Source organism: Pantoea sp. CFSAN033090 (assembly GCF_001264395.1).
Lineage (GTDB): Bacteria > Pseudomonadota > Gammaproteobacteria > Enterobacterales > Enterobacteriaceae > Pantoea > Pantoea agglomerans.
Genome location: NZ_LGYX01000006.1, coordinates 102,355 through 121,233, shown reverse-complemented (window position 1 = coordinate 121,233; position 18,879 = coordinate 102,355). Strand labels below are relative to the sequence as shown.

General features: G+C 50.7%; 15 protein-coding genes and 2 pseudogenes. 13 read left to right on the top strand and 4 right to left on the bottom strand.

The features are described from left to right. Window positions 1–478 precede the first annotated feature (478 nt). A protein-coding gene (locus AFL22_RS06895; RefSeq protein WP_156311581.1) for an IS3 family transposase occupies window positions 479–1,626 on the bottom strand; the annotation gives its coding sequence in 2 pieces (ribosomal slippage) (window positions 479–1,389 and window positions 1,389–1,626; 1,149 coding nt in all). Between the two features lie 622 nt (window positions 1,627–2,248). On the opposite strand from AFL22_RS06895, the gene AFL22_RS06885 reads away from it, so the two are divergent. The 6 genes from AFL22_RS06885 (at window position 2,249) to AFL22_RS24440 (ending at window position 7,679) form a co-directional block, all read left to right on the top strand. Next, entirely contained in the window at window positions 2,249–4,651 is a 2,403-nt protein-coding gene (locus AFL22_RS06885) for a TonB-dependent receptor (RefSeq protein ID WP_052271076.1), read from the top strand. A 55-nt stretch (window positions 4,652–4,706) separates the two neighbouring features. Then, on the top strand, window positions 4,707–5,738 hold the full coding sequence (locus AFL22_RS06880; RefSeq protein ID WP_052271074.1) for a hemin-degrading factor: 1,032 nt from the start codon (window positions 4,707–4,709) through the stop codon (window positions 5,736–5,738). After that, window positions 5,735–6,559 (top strand): hemin ABC transporter substrate-binding protein, encoded by an 825-nt coding sequence (locus AFL22_RS06875; RefSeq protein WP_052271072.1) that lies wholly within the window; start codon window positions 5,735–5,737, stop codon window positions 6,557–6,559. The genes AFL22_RS06880 and AFL22_RS06875 overlap by 4 nt, the downstream gene beginning before the upstream one ends. Window positions 6,560–6,946: 387 nt before the next feature. Then, the gene (locus AFL22_RS24450) at window positions 6,947–7,162 is read left to right on the top strand and encodes an iron chelate uptake ABC transporter family permease subunit (RefSeq protein ID WP_072123820.1); all 216 of its coding nucleotides are present in this window, start codon (window positions 6,947–6,949) and stop codon (window positions 7,160–7,162) included. Between the two features lie 26 nt (window positions 7,163–7,188). Next, window positions 7,189–7,497, top strand: coding sequence for a winged helix-turn-helix transcriptional regulator (locus AFL22_RS24445; protein ID WP_072123818.1), 309 nt, complete (start codon window positions 7,189–7,191; stop codon window positions 7,495–7,497). Continuing rightward, a complete protein-coding gene (locus AFL22_RS24440) occupies window positions 7,491–7,679 on the top strand; it encodes a hypothetical protein (protein ID WP_346459552.1) in 189 nt (62 codons plus the stop codon). The genes AFL22_RS24445 and AFL22_RS24440 overlap by 7 nt, the downstream gene beginning before the upstream one ends. Before the next feature lie 477 nt (window positions 7,680–8,156). Here AFL22_RS24440 and AFL22_RS06865 read toward each other — a convergent pair whose 3' ends face one another. After that, window positions 8,157–9,731, bottom strand: coding sequence for a methyl-accepting chemotaxis protein (locus AFL22_RS06865; protein ID WP_052271070.1), 1,575 nt, complete (start codon window positions 9,729–9,731; stop codon window positions 8,157–8,159). A gap of 68 nt (window positions 9,732–9,799) precedes the next feature. Between AFL22_RS06865 and AFL22_RS24435 the strand changes: the two are divergent. Next, a pseudogene (locus tag AFL22_RS24435) lies at window positions 9,800–10,003 on the top strand (cytochrome c); the annotation flags it as partial. Here AFL22_RS24435 and AFL22_RS06860 read toward each other — a convergent pair. After that, window positions 9,965–10,333: a hypothetical protein gene (locus tag AFL22_RS06860; protein WP_346459551.1), complete on the bottom strand. Its 369-nt coding sequence runs from the start codon at window positions 10,331–10,333 to the stop codon at window positions 9,965–9,967. The pseudogene AFL22_RS24435 and the gene AFL22_RS06860 overlap by 39 nt on opposite strands. 1,190 nt (window positions 10,334–11,523) lie before the next feature. Between AFL22_RS06860 and AFL22_RS06855 the strand changes: the two genes are divergently transcribed. Continuing rightward, window positions 11,524–11,727, top strand: coding sequence for an Hha/YmoA family nucleoid-associated regulatory protein (locus AFL22_RS06855; RefSeq protein WP_052271066.1), 204 nt, complete (start codon window positions 11,524–11,526; stop codon window positions 11,725–11,727). Between the two features lie 716 nt (window positions 11,728–12,443). Here AFL22_RS06855 and AFL22_RS23200 read toward each other — a convergent pair. After that, a pseudogene (locus tag AFL22_RS23200) lies at window positions 12,444–12,817 on the bottom strand (transposase); the annotation flags it as partial. 142 nt (window positions 12,818–12,959) lie between these two features. Here AFL22_RS23200 and AFL22_RS06845 point away from each other — a divergent pair. The 5 genes from AFL22_RS06845 to AFL22_RS24425 all read left to right on the top strand — a co-directional run bounded on the left by AFL22_RS06845 (window position 12,960) and on the right by AFL22_RS24425 (window position 18,422). Beyond that, window positions 12,960–14,095 (top strand): IS3 family transposase gene (locus AFL22_RS06845; RefSeq protein WP_206742587.1). Its coding sequence is split into 2 segments (ribosomal slippage): window positions 12,960–13,215 and window positions 13,215–14,095, totalling 1,137 coding nucleotides; the frame shifts between segments, so codons are not numbered across the junction. A gap of 9 nt (window positions 14,096–14,104) precedes the next feature. Then, complete coding sequence (locus AFL22_RS06840) at window positions 14,105–14,506, top strand: hypothetical protein (protein WP_052271060.1); 402 nt, start codon at window positions 14,105–14,107, stop codon at window positions 14,504–14,506. A 78-nt stretch (window positions 14,507–14,584) separates the two neighbouring features. Further along, window positions 14,585–15,004, top strand: coding sequence for a hypothetical protein (locus AFL22_RS24430; RefSeq protein ID WP_241773169.1), 420 nt, complete (start codon window positions 14,585–14,587; stop codon window positions 15,002–15,004). A 278-nt stretch (window positions 15,005–15,282) separates the two neighbouring features. Then, window positions 15,283–17,451: an AAA family ATPase gene (locus AFL22_RS06830; protein WP_052271059.1), complete on the top strand. Its 2,169-nt coding sequence runs from the start codon at window positions 15,283–15,285 to the stop codon at window positions 17,449–17,451. Window positions 17,452–18,014: 563 nt separating this feature from the next. Further along, window positions 18,015–18,422: a hypothetical protein gene (locus AFL22_RS24425; RefSeq protein ID WP_241773168.1), complete on the top strand. Its 408-nt coding sequence runs from the start codon at window positions 18,015–18,017 to the stop codon at window positions 18,420–18,422. The last annotated feature ends 457 nt before the right edge of the window (window positions 18,423–18,879 follow it).

Here is an 18,879-nt window from a genome sequence, read left to right as displayed (position 1 = left end):
ATGTGAAGATCTTTTTTTATTTTAAAATAAACAAACCCACCCAAAAGCAAAAAATAAGTAGTTGATATATATATAGATATTTTTATGGCAGCTCTTTGCATTCTCAGTAACCTTATAAGATTTAATTATTTGTAATAATATCGAAAAAATAACGCATTGATACTGTTAACAGACATTAATTAATTGGTTTAGTAAAAATACTGATAGCCTAGATAAATATTGCAACAAACGTTTACTTTCTTTACGCAAAGAAAAAATACCTGCTCTCACAAAACAATGAAAATATAACCCTATGAAAGAAAGGCTTAAGGTATCGATTCAATCTTTCATGTCCATTCACTCCTGCATTCATAGTTGGGTTATTGCATCAATTGAATCTGGTCATAAAGAACGACACTGATTGGGAATCCTGCAGGCAATTTTTATTACGTCTTTAACTGATAGTGAATACTGATTTCTGCGAATCGCCACGGATAATCTAGACACTTCCGAGCCGTTGATAATACTTATTTTCATATTCTGTCGGTGACATCTGATTGCTAGAACCATGCCGCCGCTTACTGTTATAAAACATTTCGATGTAATCAAAAATATCGCTGCGGGCTTCTTCCCGCGTTCCGTAGATCTTTTTCTTTATCCGTTCGCATTTCAACAACCGGAAAAAGCTTTCTGCAACCGCATTATCGTGGCAGTTACCGCGACGGCTCATGCTGCCTTCCAGGCCGTGTGATTTCAGGAACGACTGCCACTCATGGCTTGTGTACTGACTGCCCTGATCAGAATGAACCAGCACCTGTTTTTGGGGATTACGCCGCCATACAGCCATCAGCAGTGCGTTCAGGACAATGTCCTTTGTCATCCGGGATTGCATTGACCAGCCGATAATTTTGCGTGAGAACAGATCAATAACCACGGCAAGATACAGCCAGCCTTCGTGGGTCCTGATGTAGGTTATGTCAGTTACCCAACGCTCATCCGGAGCATCCGGATTGAACTGTCGCTGGAGCCTGTTGGGCGATACGATACTGGCCTCGCCTTTACGTGCCCGCGGGCTCCGGTATCCGACCTGAGCCTTTATCCCAACACGTTTCATTAGTCGCCAGACTCTGTTCACTCCGCCCTGTTGCCCGCTGTCCCGCAGATCCAGATGGATCTTGCGATAACCATAGACGCATCCCGATTCCAGCCAGAACTGTTTAATCTGTCCTGCTAATCTCAGGTCTGCCTGATGGCGTTCTGAATGCGGCTGCTGAAGCCAGGCGTAAAAACCACTGGGATGAACATCCATCACCCGACAGAGCAGGCGAACAGGCCAGCAACAGGTGTTGTCACGGATAAAGGCGTACCTCAGTCGGACAGTTTTGCGAAGTACGCCGCGGCTTTTTTTAATATGTCCCGTTCGTCGGTAACCCGCTTCAGCTCTTTCTGGAGGCGGCGGATCTCGGCCTGAGCATCTGATTGTTCTTTATTAGTGGAAGAATCCGGACCGTACTTCTTTATCCAGGCGTAAAGGCTGTGGGTGGTGATATCAAGACGTGTTGCAACGCTCGAAACAGAATAACCACGCTCAATTACCTGTTTGACAGCTTCAATTTTAAACTCTTCTGGATAACGCTTACCACTCATGGGGACCTCTCTTTAAGCCATCTTAAATGACTCTGAGGTATCTGTTAAACCTGTGGCGATTCACCTCAACCTTAAAAACAAATCAGACTCTTAAGTAAGTGATACGTATAATCCGATAGTGTCGGTAAATAACACGCACAAAAAAAAGGCCACATGATGGTTACCTGACAGATGCTGGCAGAGTAATATTCGACTTCATTTGGCATGTGAAGGTATATACATTGCAGAGAAGTAAATCTGAAAATAAATTCAGGGTAATTTCTGGACAGACATTCTAATTTTCATATGAATAACTGATGTCAGGGGGGAATTAAAGGGTTGATGTTATTTCTTATTGCACCTTATATATAAAAATATAACAGTATAAAAAATCTTTCTTCGCATCTCATCCTCATTCTCCCTGCCCGCCCGAGAAGATGAAAGCCATCAGATACAGGTTTACGTAAAGCTTAGTGCATTGGGATGTAAAGCTGCTTGATGGTGACCATACGTTAACGTAGATTGATCAAAAGACATCTATTAAATAATTAAGTTCTTTCCTTCATTCCGTATTGGAGATTTTTCTTAACCGGAAGCAGTTCTTGAGCGAATATTAACAATTAATAAAAGGTAATTCGCGACCATGTCCACTCTTCTTCAAGGGTCCCCTGCACAGCGCTTGTTCAGGATAACACTGCTGGGCTCAGCCATTCATATCGCATGTAGTTATGCAGCGTCTGATGATAATCAGACCCTGTCGATTTCGAAAAAGAAAAGCACAACCAGTGAAGGCATTATGGTTGTGACGGCTCCTAAACTGCCGCTGCAGGCGGGTAGCCGGACCACGATATCCGCATCAAAGCTTCAGAAAGAAGGTGGCAATGACTTTGGTTCAGTAATGCGCTATCAGCCGCTGGTCAGTGCTCCGGGTGCTGCCGGCGGCAGTAACACAGGGAAAAGTGGTTACACGGGTGACCGCGCTGGTTACACCGGATATAACGTTCGCGGCCTGGAAGACAACAGGGTTTCTATTGACGTGGATGGTATCGAACTGCCTTATGCTACCGGGCGAAGTTCTGTAGGTCGTACAGGGTCCAACACTTTTGGTATCGGTCGTGATTATATCGACCCGTACATGTATGGGTCTGTCGATATTGTTGAAGGTGCAACGGACGTATCCTATAAGAATAATTCACTTGGCGGCTCGGTATCTTTCCGTCCGAAATTACCGGACGATTATCTCTCACCCGTCAAACACAAATATTTTGGCTACCAGAGCGACTACGACTCATCTAACCGCAGCTGGCATAACGGCATCACCGCTGCAGGTGGTGATGAGACCCTGCGTGGGATTTTTGTCGTAAGCCGACGCGATGGGCAGGAAACACGTAACAACAGCGGTACGATCGATGCTTATCCGGCAAACTGGCATTCTGATGCCATTTCAGCGACCGGTATCTGGCAGCCTAACAGTGAGCATCAGCTCAGTGTAACCCTCGATTACTACCACAAGACTAACCATACCGACTTTGATTATTGGGGCACGGGTACTACTACCATCTATGGCCGGGAAAGTCAGAGCAGCCAGACACGCCGCTGGACGGGGACGCTGAAAGATTTGTGGACCCCAGATGATAACCTCCTGGTAGACAGTCTGGAAACCAGCTTGTTTTATCAACAAACTCAGGCGCACGATAACAGTTTGGTGCCTGAGGCAGGATCGGTTGAAGCCCACAGAATCTACTCCAATTACAATACAAGAACCTTCGGGTTCGAGAGCAAAGCTGAGAAGAGCTGGCTGTTTAACAATTTCCGTTATGGCATGAATGCCAGCATCGAAAAAACCGAGCGGCCTTATTCGCAAGATCCTGAGCAGAGCTCTTATAACTATATTTCCCGGCCGGAAGCAGACAGCAAGACCCTGACCTTCGGAGCCTATGCTGAAGATACCCTGAGCTGGGATATGAACGGCCACTCCTTCTCCGTTATTCCGGGCATCCGTTTTGCTTATCAGAATACCAGAGCCGAAAACCTTTCCGCTCTGGCGGGAGGGGATGCCGATCTTTCGACCGAGGATGTGGAAACACTTTACGGTAAGCATTTCAATGATGCACAGATCCTGCCGTCTCTTGTGTTTCAGTATAACCTGACCCCGAAGATGATGGCCTATCTGCAGTATAAGCGTGGTGCGCAGTTTCCGAACGCCAGCCAGATGTACGGCTCATGGAATCTGTCCTCAAACTACGCCTCTTCCTATGGATCGCAGTATGCTTTGCTTGGTAATACAGACCTGAAAACCGAAACCAGTAATAATTTTGAGTTTGGTCTGAAAGGTGAAGCGGCTCCGGGGATCACGTTCACTGCATCCACCTTTTACAACAGTTATAAGAACTTTATTGATTACACCCGTTATAGCCGGACGTCGAATCCGGAAGTCTTTACCGATATTCCGGAAAACATTGATATTGCCTATCGTGCAGAAAATCGCGACAAAGCTTATATTTACGGGGCGGAGTTCGGCAGCAGATTCAATCTTGGCACTTGGTACCCGGATGTGAACGGTCTGAGCGCCCGGCTGGCATTTGGTTATGCGCAGGGCGCTGCAAAATCAAGTTATCTGGGCGACAGCTACGAGCCTCTTGAGAGCGTACCACCCATGCGTCTGATCACTGGCGTGGCTTATGACTCCCCGGATCAGCGTTACGGTGCAGCGGTCACTGCCACCTTTAACCATGGCAAGCGTGCAACCTACACACAGCGGCAGACCTACACAAATTCGGGCAGTGCTCTGGGGGCCACTAGCGATACCTACTACCAGAATATTCCCGGATATGCGCTGGTTGATCTGACGGCTTATTACCGCCTCACGAAAAACGTGAAGATAAGTGGTGGGATTTATAACCTGACCGATCGCAAATACTGGGATTACCTCAGCAGTCGAGATTTGGAATCCACCACCAGTAAAACGAACCAGGCATACTATGACTCGCAGCTCTCAATTATGCCCGGCCGCACTTTCCAGCTGGGGCTGAATGTCGATTTCTGATGGCAATGCTTCGCCCCGCCGTATGGCAGGGCATTCTAACAGTGGAACATACGCGATGACCGAACGTTACGAGCACTATTTTGCCCTGCAATGCGAACATCAGAAAAAATATGCGCGCGATTTGGCAGCACTGATGGGCATTGGCGAAGCACAGCTGTGTGAAGCGCGCATTGGTCGGGATGCCAAGGCCCTGAAAACCGATTTCCCGGCGCTGCTCGCCGCCCTCGAAGCAGTGGGTGAAACCAAAAACATCACCCGTAACGAATACGCAGTACATGAGCTAGTAGGAAAATATGAAAACCAGCACCTCGGAGAACATGCAGGATTGATCCTCAACCCGCGTGCGCTGGATCAGCGTCTGTTTCCCCAGCAGTGGCATAGCGCCTTTTTCCTGCAAGAAATGACGGCGCGCGGTGAACATCAAAGCATCCAGATTTTTGATCGCCACGGTGACGCTGTGCTGAAAATCTACACCACCCACAACACAGATGTCGCCGCATGGGATGCGTTGATTACCCAGTTCACCACCGCTGCCCACGTAGCGCTGGAACTCATTCCGGCCCGCAGCCCGCAGCACAGCACGACGGTTGATGCCAGCACCATCGAGGCTGAATGGCGTGCCATGACTGATGTGCACCAATTCTTCGGTTTGCTGAAGCGTCATAATATTTCGCGCCAGCAGGCATTCCACGCGGTAGCGGACGATTTGGCCTGGCAAGTCAGCAATGACTCGCTGGCACAGCTGCTCAATCAGGCACAGCAGGATGGCAACGAAATCATGATTTTTGTTGGCAACCGTGGCTGCACCCAGATCTTCACCGGAACTGTAGAAAAACTGATGTCGAAAGACAACTGGGTCAACATCTTCACCCCTTCATTCACGCTGCATCTGATGGCGGATCAAATCAGCGAAAGTTGGGTGACGCGTAAGCAGGGCTGCGATGGCTTCGTCACCAGCTTTGAGCTGTTCGCCTCTGATGGTACGCAGATCGCGCAACTGTACGGTCAGCGCAGTGAAGGTACGCCGGAACAAGCGCGCTGGTGTGAACAGCTGGCGTTGCTCACCACCTCAGGAGCTGTCGCATGAAACGTCTGACTCTGTTGTTGCTGACCGCACTGGCGCTGCCGACGCTGGCGGCAGAACGCATTGTCTCCATTGGCGGAGACGTCACCCAAATCGTTTACGCACTGGATGCCCAGCAGGATCTGGTGGCGCGCGACAGCACCAGCCAGCAGCCTGCTCAGGTAAATAAGCTGCCGAACATTGGTTATATGCGTAAGCTGAATGCGGAAGGCATTCTGGCGGTGAAGCCGACGCTGGTACTGAGTAGCGAACTGGCAAAACCGTCGCTGGTGCTGCAACAGGTGGAGCAGGCAGGGGTGAAGGTGGTGGAAGTCACCGGCAAAAACAGTCTCGAAGCGATCCCGGAAAAAATCGCGACCATTGGCAAGGCGCTGCATCGTGAAGACGCCGCCAAAGCACTGACTGAAAAAGTGCAGAAGCAACTGGCAAAACTGCCGAGTCAGCCGCTGCCGGTGAAGGTAATGTTTATCATGGCGCACAGCGGCATGAACACCGTGGCTGCAGGATCGCAGACCGGGGCGGATGGTGCCATTCGCAATGCTGGCCTAGTTAATGCGATGGGAGCCGTACCGCATTATCAACTGCTTTCGCAGGAAGGCGTAGTGGCTGCCGCGCCGGATCTAGTGGTGGTAGGTCAGGATGGACTGCGGACTCTCGGCGGTGAAAAGAAGGTTTGGTCACTACCGGGTCTGGCGCTGAGCCCAGCCGGGCAGCATCACGCGCTGTTAGTGGTAGATGAGATGGCGCTGCTGAGTTTTGATCTCGACACACCGGAGGCTATCGTCAAGCTACGCCACGCAGCCGAAGCTGTAAAACATGACTAGCGCTTCAGTGTTGCGCTGCCTCAGCCTGATGGCCATCAGTTTTGGCGCGATGCCGTTGTCAATCCACACCGCTCAGCGATATGGTGTGGCAGATCTGGCTGAATATCCGTCTGCCGCGCATGTTGTTAGCGGTTCTGCTTGGCATGGTGTTGTCGATTATCATGCCGATGGCGTTGCCGCCGAACCTCGTCCTCTAGTTACCGATGCTGGAGGCCTTTGTCGGCAGAATGGTTGTGGCATTGCTGATCTTCAGCTTCAGCCGCCTGGCACTGGGCAATCTGTCGCGTTTGCTGTTGGTGGGCATCCCCATCAATGCGTTGTGAGGAGCGGCGGTAGGGGGGCGTAGATTATAATGATCAATAACTGCGCCAGCTGGCATTGTGGGGTATGGGCAGCTTCAGCTCGGCACAGTGGTCGAGCTTGGCGGTGTGCGCGTTGCTGATTTTACCGGCATTGGTTGCTATCCAGATATGTGCGTGGCGTTTCAACCTGCTGCAACTGAGTGAAGAAGATACGCATTACATGGGGGACCGATGTGAAACATACCCAGCGTCAGCTACTGGTGCTGAGCGCGTTACTGGTCGGCACGTCGGTTTTTCCTAGGCAGTCACCGCCCACCGCATTTTGATATGAATCGGACAGATCAACAATTAATCGTGCTGCTGCGTGATGATGCGCGTTTGTCCGTGACAGAATTAACCAACAGAATGAAAGTATCGCGGGCAACGGTCCAAAAACGCATGGAGGCGCTTGAACAGCAGGGGATCATTACGGGATACACAATTAAGGTCAGACCGGGAGTGGAACCTAATCGTATTCGCGCATGGATGAACGTGGCGGTTGAAGAAACAAAGGCGATGGCCATTGTGCAGGAATTACGTTGCGATCCTGCGGTTTACGCCCTGCACAGTAAAATGGTAAGTGGGATTTACTGGTAGAACTGCGCTCTGACTCACTGGAGAATTTCGACAGAATTTTGGGGAGAATTCGGCGTATTGAGGATATTTATAATACCGAAACGAGCTTTCTGCTGTCGACACATAAAACTTATTGCCAATCAATAATATATCTAAGTTATCACTGTTTAGCACATTCCCCCGGCTGTCCCGGTCATTGTTGAAAAGCAGATGAAGGAATGAATATGGTAGAGTATTACAAGAAACAAGTATGAAACATAATTAACGGCAATGAATTTATTTATTATCCATCCTGACAGAAAATGTGACCTCCAGAGCCATAATTAATGGCCGTCCGCGTTTTCATCCTTCACACTCCAGGTACAGCCAGCTGCTCGTTATCCCAAGGTTAAGTGACTCAGAGGTCTCCGCGTATCTTCAGGAACATTACTGTACAAGTGGCCGGTTTTCACCTTGGCCGGGTTACGTGAGCAGTTCATCCGTCTGCGCCCTGATTTCTGTAATGCGCCGGTACTCTTATCCATACGTATTTCACACTCACAGTGATCAGTTATTGTTACACGCGGCGCTGCAGCAGTTCGCCGAACAGGATAATGGACAAGTGTATATCCCGCCTCATTGCGGGAAGAACGGCGGCAGTGATTCCGGGAGCAGGACGTCCGCCGTCTTCCGGACATGAATCAGACACGGAAGGACTCAACAATCCCGCGCAGCGCGTGCACCTGCTCCGACAGCGAATGCGAGGCTGACGAAGACTCTTCAACCAGTGCGGCGTTATTCTGTGTTACCCCGTCTATCTGGCTGATTGCAACACTCACCTGAGAAATGCCCTGCATCTGCTCTGATGAAGCCAATGAAATATTATCCATGGTTTCGGCCAGCTCACCCACTCTACCGACGATTTTCAGGATGCTCTTTCCGGCAGCAGCTGCGGCAACCACTCCGTTATCAACAACACTTACTGCTTCAGCCATCAGCTGCTTGATATCATACGCAGCGCTGGCGCTGCGCTGCGCAAGTGTTCTGACCTCGCCGGCCACTACGGCAAAGCCCCGGCCCTGCTCACCGGCCCGGGCGGCTTCCACCGCGGCGTTGAGAGCAAGAATGTTAGTCTGGAAAGCGATGCTTTCAATTATTGACGTAATGTCGTTTACCTTCGCAGCACTCACTGAAATTGCACTCATGGTGTCCGACATGCGCTGCACGTCTGCTTCACCTGAACGGACTAGATGAGCTGTTTCGCGCGCTGAACCTGCAGTCTGCTGTGCACCCTCACTATTACTTTTCACCGTGGCGGTCAGCTGCTCCATGCTGGCTGCGGTTTCCTGCAGTGCGGCGGCCTGCTGCTCCGTGCGCGAGGAAAGCTCAATGTTACCCTGCGAAATTTCGTCGGCGGCAAGCGCCACCGAGGTGGAGGAGTCTTTAATTTTCGACACCAGATCACGCAGGTTATTTTGCATGACACTCAGCGAGGCCATCAGGCTGGCAGCATCCCCCCGACGGAGCTTTACGGTAGTCGTCAGGTCGCCGGCAGCAATCGCCGTGGCCAGGTCCTGTGCGTGAAAAGGCTCCCCACCCAGCTGAACCTTGATCCAGCGGGTAATTAACCCGCTTATTACAAAACCCATAATTACAAACAGAGTGGTCATTGCCGCGAGGGTCATATAGACACCGGAGAGCGCCTGGCTCAGCGTCTGCGCCGTTTTTCTTGTTACCCTGGCCTGATAATCAACCATCTCATTTACGGCTTCGCGGTACTGAGAAAGCACAGGGAGCACTTCGCCACGCAGCTTATCCTGCAAGGGAATAGCGCTGGGCACAAACAGATGCTGCGATGCCCGATTAAGCGGGCCCGACGCCACCTCAATTTTTTTCAAGTGCGTGGAGGCCTCTTCAACTTCAGCGAGATTAATACCCGGAATACTTTTAGCGTCGTTGATAAGCCCGCGAAAATATGCAGTGGTATCATCACTAGTGGCCTGCAGTGCAAAAAACTGCGTTTTTAATGTTGCCTCTGCCTGCGTCTGTGGGCCTGAGGGCACTGACAGTAAAAGGACCGTTTGTTGCGTTAGATTGTCTTTTATCGACTGAAGGGCCTGGAGATCGGCCAGCCGCGCGCTCGTCAGTTCCTGCTGATCGCTTGCCGTATTGAGTTTGAACCCGGCAAATGCTGTCACAAAAACACCCGTTAAAATGACAGCAACAAACGCCGTAGTGAACATAACGCTTAATTTTATTCTTTTATTCCGATACATGAGTAACCCCGACTTAAGTTTGAGTGTGTTGTCAGCCATGAGCCCCATCGGAAGCTCGCAGTGGCTACACTTGCCATACGCCACGTGGGCCGTTAATGGAAGAGGAAAACAGCAAGTTCTTGAGTGGTGGACAAGTTGGTGCGTGGTTTGCGCCAAATATAACGTCGGACAAAAAATCGGGCATTGGTAACTGGAATAAGTCGGAGATTGTTCAATATCTGAGAACAGGTAATCTACTGGGGAAAGCGCAAGCTGCCGGCAGTATGAAAGAGCTCTGGCGCCCACAGGCTGGGCTCAACCTCCTGGAACTGCACCCGTACAAAATGTTCTTTCAGGTGAAAAGTAACCGTACAGTCAAAGATAGTTTTACTTGTTGTGCCTTTAGCCGTAAGACGCGTGTCGTAAAAGGGCTGCTGCGACGGGGCCAGCACATGGCCGGCTATACCCGGAACAAAAAACGTATCCAAATCGCCAACATAACGTGTCTGCATTGCCCACAGCACGTCATCTGTATCAAAGAGATCGACATCCTCATCGGCTAAAATTACGTTCTTCAGTTCGCGGTATACCGACAGCGCAATCAGTGCCACCTGGCATGTCATACCATCATCCCCGGAATTGCGTTTCATTACCTGCAATACGGCGAGAAACTGTGGGCATAAACATTTTGAACCAGCCCCGGTAGGGCGTCTTCGCATTCCATATAAGTACTGGCTTCGGTTGGAATACCCGCCAAGCTTACATGTTCTTCTGCCGGTCCGACCAGGGTTTGCAGAATAGGGTTTTTCCGTGTTGTGATCGCGTTGACCTTTATGACAGGTAGTGACGTATACCGGCTTCGTACTCGCGATCAAAGTGAGCTATCGCATGTGGAAGGTGACTGAAAGACGGGTGTCGGCGTCAGAAAAGGGCTGTTTTCAGGATGTTCTGCAGGAGAAGCGCTGATGTCGCCAGGTGCTGAGTGACGGCATGTTTTTGGGAGCTAATGCACATGAGAATTAAAACACGCGAACATCTTATTATTCAGTCAATTACCCTGCTAGACTCGGTGTAACTGGGTGAGCGTAATGAGACTTTTTCAAATCAGCTGGACAGCGCACGGCGCGCCACATCCTGCGGGTCCAGGGCGCCTCAGATCAGGTCATCTCTCTGCTGGAGTCCGCCATTGAATTGTTGCTTCAGGAGCAGAAAGAAGCTCAGTCTGATTTGGGAGCAACGTTGATGGTTCACTCACTGGAGTAGCAGTATCTACTCTTTGCTACGGGGTTCACGCTGGAGCTGGCAGCCGTTTTCTGGATGGTTGGGCCTCTGCTGCATGTCTGAAATCATACCCAAGAGGGGGATAATTATGTATATCCGTCTTGATGAGTTCGCCATCCTACTGAGAGTAAGACCGGGCGAGCTGCTAAACGCCGTACACACCAAGGGCGAGCACGCCTCCCGGCACGAGCGCGTTGGCGGCGATGATGTATGCGCCGAACGCTAGCACGCACGGAAGCTTGAGTTGGCACCCCACCCGAGGCGTCCGGTGGGCCTTTGATACCACTTGATGCCTTTGCGTATCCCCGCTGGTGCTGTGGCAGAAAGCGACTTTGCGGCCTCAGGCTGCCGGTGGCTCTGAAGGAAGTTGGGCAACTGATGTTTAAACAGGATACCCTGGAAAAACTTGTTACCGAATGCCGCAATCCTCAGGCAAAAAAGTCACTTAAATTTGGCATATTCAGTCTGTTACGTATTTCCATTTTACGTCACTATCACGTTTTCCCATTTACTTCTGATCTGTGAGTGCACGATGACCCGAACCGAATGGCTGCTTAAATTCCGGCGTTACCAGAATCTGGAAACACTTGAGAAGGTTTATGAGCATCTGAGCTATACCGGCGACCGCAAAGAAGAGTCTGCGATGACGCAAGCCTATGATCACCGTAAGGCAGAGCTTGCCGCGGGGAAACTGTTTGACCGCGTGCCGAAGCACGTGTGGCATTACGTGAAATAAATCCTTCTGACGACGTTCTCTCGGGCTGTTTCCATTAGCCGGCGACGACCGGGCGCATTCAGGAACCCTTCCCATGCTAAAACAATGAGCTTTATCGCCCTGGTGGGCGTGGGCGCGTACTTTGTTTATATGGCATGGTCACAGGCCAAAGTTCTGTGGGATAAGATATTAAACGGAACAGCTTCTCTGAGTGAATAGAAGTTTATCACCGCGGTTGTGCTTTTCTGCCTCACGTTTACAATGGCGATTGTCATCGTGGCAGGCATACTTTTGCTCTGCATGCTTCGTGCTGCGGCAGGTGTACTAACAAAATACCTGAACCTTATCCTGATCGACGCCGCCTCCCCCCCTGCGGCCGCTGATACATCCCTGCACACGGCCGCATAGGGGTCTCTCACTCTTTCCCATCCAGACATTACCTGATCCGCAGGTAAATCATGAAGCTACTGATTAAAATTCAGACGGCGGTCCTGTTGTGCGCCGCGTCCTGCCCGGCGTCTGCTTACAGCGTGGACTACCGGACCATTAGCGACGTCGCGAGTAAGACCGGTGCCGTTCAACAAAATGTGCGAGCGTGAAAGGTGAAACAGAGGGCCGTAAGCTACCAGACAGGAGCAGATATCGTCCTCAGGGAGGGGACTGGCTCCCTCTGCTTCGTGTGATGGTAGCTAATCACCACGTAATGTTAGATACAAGCAACTGTCTTAAGCCGCTTATTACGAAGCATGGCGATGATACGAAGGATCCCATGCTTCATTCTTCTTTAGCATTGCATTCAGAATGGTCAGGATTTTTCTGATACAGGCAGTTAATGCGACCCTTTTAGGCTTTCCGGCAGTAACCAGCCGCTCGTAAAATTCTTTAATTACAGGATTGTGCCGGGTTCCTGCCAGCGCTGACATATACAGGGCCGTACGGACTGAAGCTCGTCCCCAAATACTGTGCGTCCACCTCGCATTGTCCCAGAATCACGATTGACTGGCGCAACCCCAATTATCGCACTGAATTCACGACGTTACAGAGATCCAAGCCCTGGAGCTTCTGCAAGTAGCACAGCCACAGTCGCCGCTCCTACGCCTTTTACGGCACTGGTTCGGGCTTCAGATGGACGGTTCAGCCTGTGTGTCAGTCGCCATACTGCGGGCTTGAATAACCCCGGGAGGAATCGGACTATACAGGCTAAATCCAAGCTCGTTAATAGTAATCCGCTTTAGAGATACAGGGAGGAGTCTATGGGCACACCACGATTTACCTCTGAGTCTAAAGAAGAAGCTGTCCGCCAGATCACCGAGCGGGGCTATTCCGTCGCCGACGTTTCTGAACGTCCTGCCGTCTCGCAACACAGACTCTACAAATGGGGCCGCGCCATAAAACCTGCTGCCAGCGGGCACCCGGCGCAGGATCTGCTGGATGACCGGACGGAAATCCTCCGACTGAAAGCGCAGCGCAGGCGAACTGAGGAGGATCGGGATATCCTGAAAAAGGCGGCGCGGTACTTTGCAAGGGAGCCCGACTAAAGTACCGCTTCATTAACGATCACCGTCAGGTCTGGTCGATTACACTGATGTGTCGGGTTCTGAAGGTTGCCCGTTCCGGTTTTTACGTCTGGCTCCACTGCCCGATATCAGCTGGAGAGCAGGATAATCAGCGGTTGCTGACGCTTATCCGCGACTCATGTACCCTGAGTGGCGGCGTTTATGGATACCAGCGGGTCCACAGTTACCTGCGAGAAGTCGGATATATATGCAGTAAAAACAGGGTAGCGAAAATTATGCGGCAGAACCGAAAAATGCCGTGCATGGATTATAAAATCCCGCGAGCAACACGGGGACGTCCGTCAGTAATCGCTCCTAACCGGGTACAGCGGGAGTTTACAGTAGTTAAACCGAACCAGATCTGGGTAACGGAGATTACCTACATACGCACCTGGCAGGTCTGGCTGTATCCGGCCGTGGTGACAGACCTGTTTGCCCCTAATGTGGCGTGCTGGTCAATGAAACCAACGCTGTCGCGCGAACTGGCGCTGGATGCTCTCCTGATGGCCGTCTGGAGACGAAGACCTGAGGAAACCGTTATCGAGCACGGCGACCAGGGCGGCCAGTATGGCAGCGATGAGTGGCGACGGTTCTGTCAGGCTAATAACCCGTCACCCAGCATGAGCCGGCGCGGCAACCGCAGGGATAATGCCGTGGCAGAACCCTTCTTCAGCTCGCTTAAAAAAGAGCGCATCAGAAAGCGTATATATAGAACCCGGGACATGGCCCGGGCTGATATCTTTGATTATATCGAAGTGTTCTACAACCGGACCCGACGCCACAGCCACCTGGGAGGCGTCAGTCCTGAGGCCTTTGAAAAGGCCTCGTCGTGAGGACAGCGAATGTCTACGGGAACGGGGTCACTCCAGGCCATACAATCAAACCCGCCCCCGGCTGCTGCCGGGCTGTGGCTTACCGATCATAACTGGATTTTCGATCTGCCCCGCTACATGGGAGACCGGACTTGGCCGAAAAAAAATAAACGATATATTCAGATCACTGCAGCAAAACCGGGCCAGGTAACTGACCAGCAAGGCTTCCTGTTGGATAAATATGGCAAGCGGGTGCTGCGAAACAAGCTCCAGTCGGAAAGTCTTGTTGATAACGCGATTAAAGAAATCGTTAGAATGAAAAAACCGATCACGCCAAACCGGGTCATATCAGGGCTGACCCTGGGGTTCTGGACGCAGCTACTCACTCATTACTATGAAAATCCCAAAGGTGGACATAAGACTTTACTCTGACCTCACCTGACCGGTACGGTTTTCCCTCATGCCCCGGCACATTTCACGCGGGAAGAAATTTGCAATGAGTTCATGAGAATGAAGGATTTACGCAACCGTCTGTCACATCACGAGGCCATATGGAAGTTTCATTATGATGACCCGGCAACAGGACTGCCGGACTACGGAAACCCGGTTTATGGCGCTCAGGCCAGCTGTAGCCTGCTGAGAAAACACTATGATGACATTCTGAATATGATCGGTTGGATGAGCCCTGACCGTAAGACGAATTTTCTCAGCCACTCAGCCAATCTGAGATTCTATGCTCTGTGTTCAGTGGACGGGCTGAACAGCTATATTGCCCCCGAAAAAATCAAAGCGCAGATAAAGGTTACACGTGGCGGTAAAGGTATCAGCAGATTAATTAAAGTCCTCGAGAAAAATGAGTTCATCCGGATTGTAAAGGAGGGCCAGACGGTACTCGCTATCGGCACTGACAATTCCATCCTGATTCAATAACCCCTGGCTAAATATCAAAGTATCCTGCCGACCCGGAGCGCTTCCGGGTCTGCCTTTTTCCGGATCCTAGAAAATTAACAAATGGATTAAATTTCGAAATTAGTCAAAAAACATCATGATGCGCGTTAACTAACATCAGTAAAACTGATTAAAAGGCACATTGGCTGTAGGAAGCGCTGCAGAAGTGTATTGGCTTATGCGAAAAGGAGAAACAGACTTTAAAGGATGACGCAATGAGAATATGATGAATATCTATTCAATCAATCAGGGACGAAACGATGAGCATACTCTCCCTACGCGGCGTTCGGAGTTATCCGCCATTCGATGCGGTTCAAATCGATCTGAGCAGCTATGTTACCCTCATTTACGGCCAGAACGGAGCAGGTAAGTCGACAATATCCGGCTTTTTTTATCGTCAGGAAGATGCAGAATTTCAACAGTGTGGCCTGAATCCTTCGCTGAATATGCGTCAGCTGGTATTCAATCATCAGTTTGTCGACGATCTTTTTCATTCTCAAGAGGTCCAGCCTGGCATTTTTACGCTCAGCGAGGAAAATGCAAATATTGCGTCTGAAATCAGCAAGCTAGAAGCAAGAGCCAGCGAACTGCAACAGGCCCTGCAGTCAATACAGGACAAGCATAAAGATAATGAGGCCATGGCCCAGACGGTGCGTCAGCGCTGTGCGGAGCGAATTTTCAGCAGTTCGGCTGAAATCCGGAACTCTGCAGCCGGTGGGCTAATGAACGGTGCAAAGCGTACCGATACACTTTACCAGCGCATCCTCTCTTCTGATGTAGAAGCTGTGTCCAGCACTGAATCTCTTTGTGAATCACTCAGGCAGCTTCAAGCAAGTCAAGGTAACCGGATAGAACCGTTGGATTATGTTGCTCCTTTTAGTATTTCGGAAGAAGATCTCAGCTTACTTTCTGAGCCGCTGATTCCAGCTGGCGATGGAGTACTAACGGCAGCAGTGCGCCAGTTAGGCAACGGGGACTGGATTGCCCAAGGTAAGGAATGGCTGAATGGTAACTTATGCCCTTTTTGTCAGTCCGCTGTTGATGGTGACCATCTGCGACGTGAGATCACTGCACTGTTTGACCGTGCTTGGGAAAATGCCATCAGCGTCCTTCGTGAACTTCAGCGTCGCCAAGCCAGCTGGTGTGCTGAACTCAGCAGGCTGCGTACAGCACTGAATATATGCAGCCTAGCAGACGAAAATGATCCTGCTTACGCCCTGCTTTCCGAGCTACAGCATCGCTGTGAATTGAATGAAAACGCCATCGCCCGGAAGCTCAGCGCTCCTTCACAGAGAGTGCGTCTTCGCCGCACAGACGATGAGTGTGAAAGACTCCAACAGGCTCTTTCTGATCTGAACCGGCGCGTAGCCGAGAATAACCGGCTGGCCGAAAACTACTTAAATGAACGTACGGCTCTTACCGGTCGCGTTTTTGCGCACATACGAGCCATGTCGTCAGAAGCCATTGCTAACCAAGACTTACAGTTGAAAGAGCTATACGGATCAGCATGCAGTCTTGAGGCAGACAGAGCAGCGCTGGAGGCGGAGGTCTGGCGCGTTGAGGAGATGCTTAAGCTCAGGTATGCCAGTACGGTCAACATTGACAGTACAGTGCAAAGCATCAACGATGCTCTGACGTCGCTGGGCATAGAAAGTTTCCGGATTGTCCGCTGCGAGGAGGGCATTGAAGCTTACCGGCTCAGCCGTCAAGGCGAACCGGCTGATCGGCCCATTTTTCACAGCTTAAGTGAAGGAGAAAAAACGCTTATTGCCTTTCTCTACTTTATTGAAACTTGCAAAGGACGTAGCAGCCGGGACCAGCATGACAGTCGGCCATGCCTGATCGTTATTGACGATCCGATTTCCAGCCTATCTCAGAATTATGTTTTTGAGGTGGCAGCCTTGATTCAGCACTCTCTTATTCGGCCGCGGCTGGCTGGTAAGGTGCTAGTACTAACGCACAGCCTGTTCTTCTTCCAAGAGATGGTGATGTCTTCAGGGGGCCGGCCAGCCGGAAAGGTTCCGTCAAACTGGCGCCTGTACCGACTGGCAAAGCAGCGTTACAGCAGCATCAGCCCGGTGACTGAAAAAGAGTTAATGAATGACTACCAGGCGCTCTGGTACGTACTGCGCAAAGCCCAGGATGACGGGCCATCGGGTGTGATTATCCCCAACATTATGCGTCAAATCCTTGAGCACTATTTTAGCTTTTCAGGCAAAAGCGACAGACTTTACAGCGTGCTGGCCACACTGGCTCACGAATATAGTGAGCCTCGCTTTAACGCATTTTACCGTTTTATTAACCGACATTCTCATGCAGACAGCCGTAACATACGCCTTCAGGAAGAGACGCCAGCGGCGCTATACATTGAGATGTTTGAGCGCACCGGTGACAGCGAACACTACCATATGATGATGAATGAGAATTAAGGTGCTACCACCGCCGGGAAGATGACGTTAACGGTTAGGCAGGGAACGCGTGTGCATGCACACGTCTTCCCAGCGGCCTAAACGAAAACGCTGATACTGACGTACCAGAACAGTTTTCTGTTTCATACCGGACTCCTTTATGGCGCCGGTTTACTACCGGCCAGCCCCGTACACCTCGTACGAGCATGACTGTCGTGCAGGGATAAAGGGTTCCCGGGATAGTAGCGAATAAATATTAACCTTGTTTTCAACAATATACAATACGTTGCCCATATGGCTTATCGTGATCAGAGGTTTTGCCAGACTTTTGACTTCATACCTATGCCCGTTAAACTCGGCAGCAATCACGCAATGCATCGATATTCTGCTTTTATTCCGGTCGTGGCTGAACGTGACAAAGGGATGGAGCGACCGGGGGAGGCTGGTCGGCGTGCACTTCTTTGTTGAATAGGAAGAGTATCTGGCGCTGGAGGCGAGTTTTCTGAATGCGGTAAAGGAACCTGAAATGGCTACGGTACTGGCTAAGTTATGGGCCCTTTATGGGAATCTGTAAGGAGACAAATATGTACAATAATCTGCCTGCTCTAACCGACAGCTTTCTTTGGGATGAGAAACTTCTTTCTACAAATTATGAGGCGATAAGTGAAGGGGCGCTAGCCGCTGCTTTGCAGAGCTATTTACAGGCGGTCAGGGCCATGAAGGGAGAATGGCATGCTCTTCAAGATTCGCTACTCAGGCTGTGGATCGCCCGCCACGATCAGCTTACGCTTTATCGTCCGGGATTGCTCTCAGCCGAACAGATCTTTCTGACTGATGCTCTTGGAGAGGTGGCATTACGGCTTAAAAGCTCTGAAATGGCGGCAGCGGTTGATCTGCTGGTACAGAATCGTGACATGGACAGGCTAAAAGATGTCAAAAATGGCGTGGCGCAGTTTATGCGCTTCGTCAGGAGACATTTTGCGCTTATCTAGGCCGGTGTTATTGCCTTCTCACCTTCTGTCTCTACCCGGCTGGAACAGCAGCGTAAAGCCCAGTTGCTCGAGGATAACAGCGATCGTCATTTCCTGCAGAGTGTGATGCCGCAGGCTATCGCGCAGTTGTATGAACGCAGTCTGAGAATACGGGGAATTGAGCGCGTAAGTAATGTAGATCATATCCGTTACGTGTCAGAAAAAAACTGCCAGGGGAAATTAGGCTGGAATTACGGGACTGCCTCAGCCCCTATACAAACGGCCACATGTTCCAGAATCTCCGGCCAGTCAGAAAAACCAGGACGGCACCCTGGCAGTGGAAATCACTAGGGGCAGACCAGAAAATCGGAGTAGCTACAACCGCTGGGTTCAGGGTGCAACTAATCGCAGCATCTACTTTCATTATTGAGGGCTTCTGGCCGACCTGAATGAGTCATCGCAGACAGGTTCTTCCCTG